Genomic DNA, 11,282 nt, shown 5'->3' on the forward strand with positions numbered 1-11,282 from the left:
TAGTTCGCCTAACCTATATTCGCTTTTGCTCATGTCTTGGTCAGATTTTGATTTGATAGATTACTATCGGCTTCGGTTAGATTTTAGATGATTTGATTCGTAAATGCCAGGACCGTTTGAAGAAAGCCATTATCTTTGCTATACTAAATAAGTTACTGGAAATATCCCTAAAACCCTGACGAACCATAAATGAAAAGATTAATCTACACGTTAATTCTAATAAGTATTTTCCTGCCATCTCAACTTTATGCAGTTCCTCATAAACAAATCAATAAAAACAAGCAAAGCAGTTACAACAAAAAACACAGGACTTCTAACAAAAAGAATTCTTATCGCAAAAAGCCCGTTCCATATATTTGTCCGATTGATCGATTGGAAACTGTTTTAACAAAAGGGGTCCAATATATCAGGATCAGAAAAAGAATTAATCGTGGTCCGATAAATATTCACGTTCTAAAAATAAATCTAACAGTACCCGGAATATGCATTGAACCTGCCCTTGCAAATAACAAGGTAGGAGAGCTAGCTTCCATAAAAAAGATTGTGGACCAGAATAATGCCCTTGCTGCCGTAAACGGGTCTTTTTTTAATCCGTTTCCAACATTCCCAATCGGAAGAATGATTAGAAACGGCAACTCACTATTTAAAGAAGATAACCTATTTCAGAGATCGGTATTTGGCATAAACTATAATAATGAAGCGTTTATCCAAATTCCTTACGTCAAAGATTCCGTTATTATCGATAACGATGTGACTAAAAAATTTTTTATTATGGGAATTAATCGAGAACGAAAAACCGATGACATTATTTTATTTACACCTGAATATGGCTCCTCAACTCGATCAAACAATTCCGGAGATGAAGTAGTCGTCGAAAACAACAAAGCCATATGTATACTTAAAAACCAAGGAAACACCCCCATTCCAAAATCAGGATATGTCTTATCATTTCATGGGATGGCTGCGAAATATACAAACTTGATTACCCCAGGGTCAACCATAAAAACACAACTTGATGAAGATACCAAATGGCTCAACGTAAAACAAGCGATTTCAGGCGGACCAAGGCTGCTCAAAAATGGAATAAATGTTGTTCACCCACATTTTAATCTGGAAAACTTCAATGAAGCTTTTCGTATTCCCAGAGCAAGAACTGCCGTAGGGATAAATAGCTTTGGAGAGGTAATCTTCGTTGTTATCGAAAAAACCAAACATAGCACAGGGGTAACATTTACAGAGCTTGCCTTGATAATGAAAGATCTCGAAGCGGTTGACGCAATGGCATTGGATGGTGGAAGCTCAAGCTCTATGTATATCAGTACAGGGTATCATAGCCCAATCGGAACGAAATCATTGCCGTCAATAAATAACGCACTCCTCATTATAAAAACAATTAACACAGTCACCATTGATAACTCAGGAAAATCTTTTGCAGAAAAAAAACAATTATAAAAATCCTTCATTTTCCCAATTCAAAGGTTTGAAGATAAAAAAACTATTTTTTCTGGAATGAATATGTCATATGAAGGTGATCATCATAATAGCCTTCAATTAAAGCGACCGCGTCTTCTATCATAACAATCTCTTCATTCGTAGGAATTACAAGAATCTTCACTTTCGAGTCATCCATTGAAATTACTTCTTCTTTTTTCACCTTATCAACGAGATTATTTTTTGCTTTATCAAACTTCATGCCAAGAAAATCTAAGCCATCACAGGTTTTTTCTCGAATAATAGGACTATTTTCACCAACTCCGGCAGTAAAAACAACAGCATCAACCCGCCCTAATACCGCAGAATAAGATCCGATACGTTTTTTTAGTCTATAGGTCTCCATCTCAATTGCAAGCTGGCATAAATAATCGCCTTCACTGGCATACTTTACAACATCCCGTCGATCCGAATACTTACCGGTAATACCAAGGATGCCGCTCTTTTTATTCAGTATCTTTTCTACTTCTGCTTCGGTCAGATTCTCTTTTTGCATAATATAGGAAATAATTGCAGGATCAATATTACCGCTTCTGGTTCCCATCATCGCACCTTCAAGCGGCGTAAGCCCCATTGAAGTATCAACTGAAACGCCATTCTTTACTGCCGTAATGCTAACTCCGTTCCCGATATGCATGGTAATTACATTCGTCTCCGAAGGATGCTTCCCCAGAATAACAGCAGCCCGTTTAGAGACATACAGGTGCGAAGTGCCATGAAACCCATATCTTCTAACTTTGTATTTCGTATACCATTCGTAAGGCAATGGATAAATATAAGCGTAATCAGGTATCGTCTGGTGAAAAGCTGTATCAAACACTGCGATGTGAGGGATTGTTGACAATGTTGCTTTTGCAGCTTCTATCCCAACAATATTGGGTGGATTATGAAGCGGAGCTAAAGAGGCCACATCTTTAATTACCTGAAGTACATTGTCGTCAATAATTACCGAACTGGCAAATTTATCTGCGCCATGAACAACTCGATGAGCTATAGCAGATATATCATTAATAGAAGAAATAAGATTATTCTCCGGATTGGTAATTATTGAGATAATAGATTGAACACCCTGTAAATGATCTTTAACTGCCGTTGTCTCTTTTTTTTCCACACCCGCACCGGATTCATACTTTATTACAGAATCCTTCTCGCCAATTCTTTCTATAAGCCCTTTAACAAGAGAGATTTTTGACTTCCAGTCGTATAAGACAAATTTTATAGATGAACTTCCACAGTTAAGAGCTAGTATTTTCATTTGGATAAAGACCTCTTTTTTTGATATTCAGCTTGGACAGCAGTAATTGCAGTAACATTAATAATATCATCTACAGAACATCCTCTAGACAAATCATTCACAGGTTTTGCAGCACCCTGTATAATTGGTCCTAATGCAATAGCATTGGCTAACCTCTGAGTAAGCTTGTATGCAATATTACCGGCATCCAGATCAGGAAAAATCAAGATATTCGCCATACCTGCCACCTTACTACCGGGAGCTTTACTGAGTGCAACCTTAGGAACGATTGCCGCATCAACTTGCAATTCGCCATCAATAGTGAGTCCCGGATCAAGTTCTCGTGCAAGTTTGGTAGCTGTAATAACTTTCGTAACATCGTCATGATGAGCGCTGCCTTTCGTAGAAAAGGAGAGCATCGCTACTCTTGGCTCGGTGTCAAAAAAGACTTTAAATGATTGAGCTGTTGTTATCGCAATTTGAGCCAGCTGATTTGCATTGGGATTAGGGTTAACCCCGCAATCAGCATATAAAAACGCACCATTCTCGCCTAACGTCTTATTTTCTACAACCATAAGAAAGAAGCTCGAGATAATTGAGCAATAAGGCGCCGTACCGACACAATGAATAATCGAACGTATCGTATCTGCTGTCGTACTAATGGCTCCGGCAACCATACCATCTGCGGCTCCCTGATCAACCATCATTGCCCCGTAAAACAATTTATCTTCTTGCAGTATCTTTTTTGCCTGCTCCGGCGTCATACCCTTCTTCGCGCGTTTCTTATGGTATTCCTTGGCATATTTCTCGAAATTATCATCAGTTAAGGGATCAACGATTGTGACTCCGGTCATATCGAAGTTATACGCTTTGCTTATTTTAGCAATCTCATTTGCGCTACCAACTAAAATGACATTGGCAATTTTCTGCTTTGTTACTGAAGATGCTGCTTCAACAACCCTAGGGTCTGTACTTTCAGGCAATACTATCGTTTTGTAAACTGACTTCGCTCTATTAATAATACTTTCTAATATTTCCATGGATAATCCCACCTGTTTGATAATATTTTTGACAGCACAAATAAATAGCAAAAAAAAACACTCTCAATATATCACAGAAGTTCTATTTCGAGCAATGCAAGATCTTCCAAAAAACTAAAATTAACGCTCCATTAGCTAAAATATTTTCAGGATTTGCACTGAATCAACCAACAATACTTACATAGAGGCTCACCGTACAAATTACAATCATTTTTTATCGTTATTATTATTAAACATACCTCCGATCTTACAAGCCCCTGCTAGACAAAAACCATCCCTTATCTAAATTATCAGACAAGGCTCGAAATTTACAAATATTTATAAATTTTTAATTCATCATTTTTTAGCGTATCTATCACTATATCACTATTTCATAATTTCTTGACTCGCCCCATATTAAGTGCTAAGCTTAATCCATACGAACCCAAAACACCACATATAGCGTGAGAGAATTTTTATGAGATGTCCTTTTTGTTCATATGAAGAAATTAAAGTTATCGAATCTCGAGACACTAATGATGGCAAGGCTATCAGGAGAAGAAGAGAATGTCTCCAGTGTAAAAATCGATTTACCTCCTATGAACGAATAGAAGAACACCAGTTAATGGTAATAAAAAAAGACAAAAGAAGAGAGCCTTTTGATCGGGAAAAGATTTTGTCAGGCCTAATTAAAGCATCAGAAAAACGACCGGTAAGTATTGAGACCATAGAAACCACTATTAATGATATTGAGAAGAAATTAAGAGATGACATGATAAAGGAAGTTCCGACGGCCCAGATAGGCGAAATGATCATGGATAGGCTTCATAGCATTGACCAAATTGCTTATGTTCGTTTTGCTTCTGTTTATCGGCAGTTCAAGGATGTACAAGAGTTTATAAAAGAGATAAAAGAAGTGCTTTCTTAGAAAAAAGCGCCAAATAATTGAAGGGAGACTGAGGCATGGAAAGTATACAAATTAATAAATCAAAGATTTCAAGTATTATCAAAAGGAATAACGAGATTGTTCCCTTCGATCCGGACAAAATAATTGAGGCAATTTATAATGCAGCCAGAGCTGTCGGTGGCAGTGATTACGATCTCGCCAGAAATCTTTGCAATAAAGTTATTTCCGAAATTAATAAAAGATATCATAACCGGTCAATTCCGGCAGTCGAAGAGTTGCAGGATATTATTGAAAAAGTATTAATCGTAAATGGTCATGCAAAAACAGCAAAAGCTTATATTCTCTATCGAGAGCAGCACCAAAGAATACGTGAAGCAAAAAATATCATGCTCGACATCGACAGAACCATGGACGGATATCTAAAACAATCCGACTGGCGCGTTAATGAAAATAGCAATGTTAACTATTCTCTTGGCGGACTAATCCTCCATAATTCCGGAGCAATCACAGCTAATTACTGGCTTAACAATATTTACTCAAAAGAAGTCGCCGATGCGCATAAAAATGGAGATTTCCATCTTCACGATCTTTCAATGTTTTCCGGCTACTGTGCAGGATGGAGCCTCAGGCAATTGATTCAAGAAGGTCTCGGCGGCGTCAAAGGCAAAATCAACTCAAAACCCGCAAACCATTTATCAACACTTATAGCACAGATGGTTAATTTTCTTGGAACGATGCAAAACGAATGGGCTGGAGCTCAAGCATTTTCTAGTTTTGACACCTATTTAGCACCATTTGTTAAACTCGACAAATTGTCATATAAAGAAGTAAAACAAAATATCCAAAGCTTTGTATTCAGCATCAATACACCTTCACGTTGGGGATCTCAAGCACCATTCACCAACATTACGCTTGACTGGACAGCTCCTGAAGACCTTAAAGGCCAAAAGGCTATAGTTGGCGGCGTTGAAGTCGATTTTACTTATGGGGATTGCCAGGTAGAAATGGATATCGTTAACAAGGCATTTATAGAAGTGATGATGGAGGGTGATTCAGACGGCAGAGGTTTTCCTTACCCGATCCCAACGTATAACGTTACACGCAGCTTCAATTGGGATAACGAAAATGCTAAGTTACTATTTGAAATGACAGCGAAATATGGAACACCGTACTTCCAGAATTTTATTAATTCCGACCTGGACCCAAGTGACGTTCGCAGCATGTGCTGCCGCCTGCAATTAGACAAAAGGGAACTCAAAAGCCGTGGCGGAGGCTTGTTCGGAGCCGACGAATTCACTGGTTCGATTGGCGTCGTAACTATCAATCTTCCAAGGATTGGCTACCTCGCAACCAATAAAGAAGATTTTTTTGCCAGACTAGGAACGCTAATGGACACAGCAAAAACTTCTCTTGAAACTAAAAGAAAAGTTATTACAAGCTTAATGGACCAAGGATTATTTCCTTATACAAAAAGATATTTAAAACATCTGAATAATCATTTCGCAACTATCGGGCTTAACGGCATGAACGAGTCCTGTCTCAATTTCATGTCAAAATCGATTGCAGCCCCTGAAGGCAAAGCTTTTGCGGAGGAAGTGCTTGATTTTATGCGCAAGCGCCTCGCTGACTATCAGGAAGAAACCGGAAACCTGTATAACCTTGAGGCAACACCTGCAGAAGGAACCTCTTACCGTTTAGCTAAAATCGACAAAGAGCGCTATCCGGATATCATTACATCCGGGGAAACAGATCCCTATTATACCAACTCAACACAACTCCCTGTTAACTACACCGCTGATGTGTTCGAGGCCTTAGAGCATCAAGATTCACTTCAAAAAAAGTACACGGGAGGCACAGTGCTTCACGCGTTCCTTGGCGAGAATATCAGCGACATAGAAACCTGCAAAAACCTCGTAAAAAAGATCGCTTATAATTTTCATCTGCCATACTACACAATCACTCCAACCTTCTCCATCTGCCAAGATCATGGATATATTTCAGGGGAACATTTTTCTTGTCCGACTTGCGGAATTGAATCCGAAGTTTACAGCAGAATTGTAGGATATTACAGACCTGTCCAAAACTGGAACAAAGGAAAAAAATCAGAATACGCAATAAGACAAGAATTCGATATCCCCAAAATAGAGAAACAGGAAATAGCAATGTTACAACCGCATAACGTGACAAAAGAAGCTCTAATAAAAGAACAGCTGCCAAAACTTACCCCGATCAATTTTTATCCCGAAGCGGAAAAAGATAATTCTATTTTAGAGAACAAAATACAAAGTTTTAAATTTTTCTATAGCGATACCTGCCCGAATTGCCCTTCGGTAAAAGAATATATAGAAAAGCTTGCAGTTCCCGGAAAATTCTTTAATGCTTCCCAGCCGGATGGCCTTGAAGAAGCGAGAACAAATAATGTAATGGCTGTTCCAACCGTCATTTTTTTCGATAAAGAAGGAAAGGCTATAAATACCGCACACAGCACCGTAGAAATAGAGAAATGTCTATAGGCGGGTACATTAAAACATCATTTGTTGATTACCCGGGGAAAATAGCAACAACCATTTTTCTCTCACGATGTAATTTTCGTTGTCCTTATTGTCAGAATCCAGAACTTGTTCTGGATTCTGCTGCTTTTCCGGTGGATTTTAAAGAAATCATAGAATATCTCAAAAAATCTCAGCACCTGATTGACGCTGTCTGTTTCTCAGGCGGAGAGCCAACGATTGACCCTCAACTTTCGGAATACATTGCTCAGGTAAAAGGACTCGGATTCCTCATCAAACTCGATACAAATGGCAGCGATCCCGAGATACTACAATCGCTGCCGATCAATTACCTCGCACTTGACATCAAAACAATTCCAGAGAAATACACGGCATTAACAACAATTCCAGAAATAGAAAGCAAAATAACTCGCACAATAAACTACCTGATAAATGAAGCAAGCTTTGAGTATGAGTTCAGAACGACATTAGTTCCGGGACTCGTGGATGAAAATGATATGCACACAATTGGAAAACTCATACAAGGCACAAAAAAATGGTTCCTGCAGCAGTTCCGAAACACCTCGACACTTGATCCAAGCTACAAAACAGTTCAGCCGTTCAGTACTAAAGAAATTCAAAAACTCGTTGAAATAGCAAAACAATATGTCCCCGGAACATTTTCCCGCTAATATATTGACGATAGCTACTTTGAGGTACGATAATAATCAAAATCACCCGAAATCTAAATTTTAAATACTTAGGAGAATTACATGTTAGCCAAAAGAATCATCCCTTGTCTCGATGTTAAAGAAGGCCGGGTTGTCAAAGGCACCAATTTCGTCGAATTGCGCGATGCCGGAGACCCGGTTGAACTAGCCAAACTCTACGATTCACAAAATGCTGACGAGCTGGTATTTCTCGATATTACCGCTTCCTCCGACAAACGGAATATCATGATTGATGTAGTACGACGCACGGCTGATCAGGTATTTATCCCGTTCACGGTCGGAGGAGGGATCAACGATATCGAAACAATTAGAGCAATGCTTAACGCAGGTGCCGACAAAGTATCAATTAACACTGCGGCAGTAAAAAACCCGGATTTTGTCAAAGAAGCTGCCGATATCTTTGGATCTCAATGCATTGTCGTAGCCATCGATGCCCGAAAAATCAGCAGACTTACAACAGACTATAAAATAGCCCAAGATGGTAAAGCCTCAAAAATAGAAAACCTCATCGAAGAAATAAAAATTGATGAAAACAGCAATTGGGAGGTCTATACTCACGGAGGCAGACATGCTACAGGGATTGATGCAATAAAATGGGCAAAACATATGGAAATAATGGGTTCAGGAGAAATCCTACTGACAAGCATGGATGCAGACGGCACAAAAGCCGGCTACGATATCCCGCTAACCAAAGCCGTAGCAGAAGCGGTCAACATTCCAGTGATAGCCTCCGGCGGGGCTGGTACGCTCGAACATATCAAAGACGCTTGCGACATCTGTGATGCGGCACTTCTTGCATCACTTCTCCACTACAAAGAGCTCACTATCAGTGAAATAAAAGAATACCTGAAAAAGAATAACATTCCGGTAAGGAATTAACGGTCTCATTCAGACTAACAAGCTGCTTGAATAATTGTTTATCACAGAAAAAAAAACGATTACCGGATATTCTTCGTAGTTACAAAAATAGTTACAGAATATATGCAATATCGTTTATTAGGCGTTCTGTTGAGTCCCACCCCAAGCATGCATCAGTAATTGACTTACCATACTCATTTTCATTTGCCTTCTGCGCCCCTTCACCAATAAAACTCTCAATCATGAGCCCTTTTACCATTTTATGCAATATTGCATTATGCTTTTTACTTCTCATAATCTCCATCGCTATTCTTGGCTGCTCCCTGTACATTTTATTCGAATTAGCATGGTTTGTATCAACAATGAGAGCGGGATTAGCAAGCGACCGGTTAGAATATAGTTCCGCAGTCCTCATTAGTTCTTCATAATGATAATTTGCAATACATTGCCCATGTTGATTAACAGCTCCACGTAAAATTGCATGGGCTAATGGGTTTCCACTTGTTTTAACTTCATATCCGTTATAAATGAAGGCATGGGATAATTGGGCTGCTTGAATCGAATTCAACATAACCTCAATATCTCCACTCGTTGGATTTTTCATTCCAACCGGAGTATCAAGTCCACTCACAGTCAGCCGGTGCTGCTGGTTCTCGACCGATCGCGCACCTATAGCCGAATAACTAAGGACGTCCTCCAGATAAGGATAATTACCGGGATAAAGCATTTCATCTGCAGCAGGCAGATGAGACTCGCGCAGAGCCCTAATATGCATTCTTCGGATGGCTTTCAAACCTTCAACTAAGTTCGGTTCTTTTTGGTGGTCTGGTTGGTGCATCATCCCTTTATAACCTTCACCGGTAGTACGCGGCTTATTGGTATAGATTCTTGGGATTAATAGCAGCTTATCTTTAACTTTTTCTTGAACATATGCTAATCGTGAAATATAATCACATACCGAATCCTCATCATGAGCTGAACAGGGTCCAATAATTAATAGGAATATATTACTATTTCCTTCAAAAACCGACAAAATTTCTTTGTCTCGCATAGACTTCACTGTTTTTAGTTCTTTCGACAAGGGAACCATTTCAAAGATTTCATTTACACTTGGAATTTTTTGCACGTAGGTAAAACTCATAATCATGATCTCCTCAGTATTATCTTGATTAATTAATCCAGCTTCACAAATTGTTTTTTATTATAGACTGTCTCAATCCCTAACAACTCAGATACTGTCACAAAACGAAAGCCCTTTTGTCTAAGCTTTTCGATTATGGAAGGCAATGCCTTCTCCGTGTCTTCACCACCATTATGGAATAAAATTATGTCCCCGGGTTTTGCGTTAGAAACAACTTTTTCCACAATATTTTCCCATTTATTTTCGATAATTGCTATCGGCACGTCAATATGAGGAGTGTAATCTACCGCATTAAGGCTCCAGTTAATTGTCTTAAGTCCATGAAAGTGAGCTTCCTGCAAAACCAATTGATTAAACCTGCCACCCGGCGGCCTAAAAAAAATCGGTTTAATTCCGGTAATTTTTTCTACTATCTGATTCGTTAATCGTAACTCATTATCAATCTGAGATTTATCCATCATATCTAATCGAGTATGAGAGAAAGTGTGATTCCCGACATCATGTCCCGAACTAGCCATTCGATATACAATATCCTGGTTGAGCTTCACCATTTTTCCAACTACAAAAAAAGTTCCTTTAACACAATATTTATCAAGGATATCGAGAATTGGAAGTGAATACTCTGGCTTCGGTCCGTCATCAAAAGTCAATGCAACAAGAGGTGCTTTGGTCTCTGCTTTCCAGCAAGCAGAATATGGCTGCGCGAAACATACATTTGTTAGAACAATGTGCAGAAGGAAGATAGCCGGCAAGGTTCTCTTAATCATTTTATTCTCATTAACTTGTGGGTTTGGGGAATAACTCGGACATCGCTCAGGTGATTTTTCGCTGTCTGATAGAACCTTAACAGATCTTCTAGGCGCGGCCCTTGTTTAATCTTGCCATAGGGTGTCACTGGCTGCAATATAAATGGAATATCCCGGCTAATTTCGGAAATTAATGAAGTAATATCAGACAATTTCTTAACATTTGTTTCTTTCCGAACAACATATTTGACAAAAACATCCTTGTCTTTTGCAATATGCAAAAAATCAATAAATTCGTTTTCGTATCCTTCTTTGTAGTCGAGAGAAACAATATCAACCAGATCGGCAATTTCCTTAAAGTGCTGTGGCAAAGTACCGTTAGTCTCAAGATAGATAGGAAGCGGCAACAAAGGAATCAACTGCTTTATTCGATCAACTTGAAGGAGCGGCTCTCCGCCGGTTAAGGAAATCGAATGATGCCAGGATTTGGTGAACTGCTTAACTTCTTTTGCTAATGCATCAATTTCATACTTACGTTGTTCCTGATGCTGCTCATCGCAGTAATCACAAGACAAATTACATCCGGCAAACCGAATAAAAATTTGCCTATATCCTGCATATATCCCCTCACCTTGTATCGAGCTAAAAATCTCATTTATAAGCATA

At 38.9% G+C, this 11,282-nt stretch carries 10 protein-coding genes; 5 read left to right on the plus strand and 5 right to left on the minus strand.

Annotated features, from left to right (window positions below; translation table 11 throughout):
- Positions 1-189 precede the first annotated feature (189 nt).
- A complete protein-coding gene (locus DKM50_12710; GenBank protein PZM77396.1) occupies positions 190-1,452 on the plus strand; it encodes a hypothetical protein in 1,263 nt (420 codons plus the stop codon).
- 43 nt (positions 1,453-1,495) lie between these two features.
- Here the strand turns inward: DKM50_12710 and DKM50_12715 are convergent, their stop codons facing one another.
- Complete coding sequence (locus DKM50_12715) at positions 1,496-2,746, minus strand: propionate kinase (protein PZM77397.1); 1,251 nt, start codon at positions 2,744-2,746, stop codon at positions 1,496-1,498.
- Entirely contained in the window at positions 2,743-3,765 is a 1,023-nt protein-coding gene (pta, locus tag DKM50_12720) for a phosphate acetyltransferase (protein PZM77398.1), read from the minus strand. The genes DKM50_12715 and pta overlap by 4 nt, the downstream gene beginning before the upstream one ends.
- A gap of 457 nt (positions 3,766-4,222) precedes the next feature.
- Between pta and DKM50_12725 the strand changes: the two genes are divergently transcribed.
- The 4 genes from DKM50_12725 (at position 4,223) to DKM50_12740 (ending at position 8,750) form a co-directional block, all read left to right on the plus strand.
- Positions 4,223-4,672 (plus strand): transcriptional regulator NrdR, encoded by a 450-nt coding sequence (locus DKM50_12725; protein PZM77399.1) that lies wholly within the window; start codon positions 4,223-4,225, stop codon positions 4,670-4,672.
- A 35-nt stretch (positions 4,673-4,707) separates the two neighbouring features.
- Entirely contained in the window at positions 4,708-7,164 is a 2,457-nt protein-coding gene (locus DKM50_12730; protein ID PZM77400.1) for a ribonucleoside triphosphate reductase, read from the plus strand.
- Positions 7,155-7,832 carry an anaerobic ribonucleoside-triphosphate reductase activating protein gene (locus DKM50_12735; protein ID PZM77401.1) on the plus strand — a complete coding sequence of 226 codons (678 nt, stop codon included), beginning with the start codon at positions 7,155-7,157 and terminating at the stop codon, positions 7,830-7,832. The genes DKM50_12730 and DKM50_12735 overlap by 10 nt, the downstream gene beginning before the upstream one ends.
- An 81-nt stretch (positions 7,833-7,913) precedes the next feature.
- The gene (locus DKM50_12740) at positions 7,914-8,750 is read left to right on the plus strand and encodes an imidazole glycerol phosphate synthase subunit HisF (protein ID PZM77402.1); all 837 of its coding nucleotides are present in this window, start codon (positions 7,914-7,916) and stop codon (positions 8,748-8,750) included.
- 91 nt (positions 8,751-8,841) lie between these two features.
- Here DKM50_12740 and DKM50_12745 read toward each other — a convergent pair whose 3' ends face one another.
- The 3 genes from DKM50_12745 to DKM50_12755 are packed head-to-tail and all read right to left on the minus strand — an operon-like array spanning position 8,842 to position 11,281.
- Positions 8,842-9,870 (minus strand): 3-deoxy-7-phosphoheptulonate synthase, encoded by a 1,029-nt coding sequence (locus DKM50_12745; protein PZM77403.1) that lies wholly within the window; start codon positions 9,868-9,870, stop codon positions 8,842-8,844.
- Between the two features lie 32 nt (positions 9,871-9,902).
- Positions 9,903-10,637: a chitooligosaccharide deacetylase gene (locus tag DKM50_12750; GenBank protein ID PZM77404.1), complete on the minus strand. Its 735-nt coding sequence runs from the start codon at positions 10,635-10,637 to the stop codon at positions 9,903-9,905.
- Positions 10,634-11,281 carry a 7-carboxy-7-deazaguanine synthase QueE gene (locus DKM50_12755; GenBank protein ID PZM77405.1) on the minus strand — a complete coding sequence of 216 codons (648 nt, stop codon included), beginning with the start codon at positions 11,279-11,281 and terminating at the stop codon, positions 10,634-10,636. Before DKM50_12755 ends, DKM50_12750 begins: the two co-directional genes overlap by 4 nt.
- Position 11,282 lies beyond the last annotated feature (1 nt).

The organism is Candidatus Margulisiibacteriota bacterium (assembly GCA_003242895.1).
Taxonomy (GTDB): Bacteria; Margulisbacteria; Riflemargulisbacteria; order GWF2-39-127; family GWF2-39-127; genus GWF2-39-127.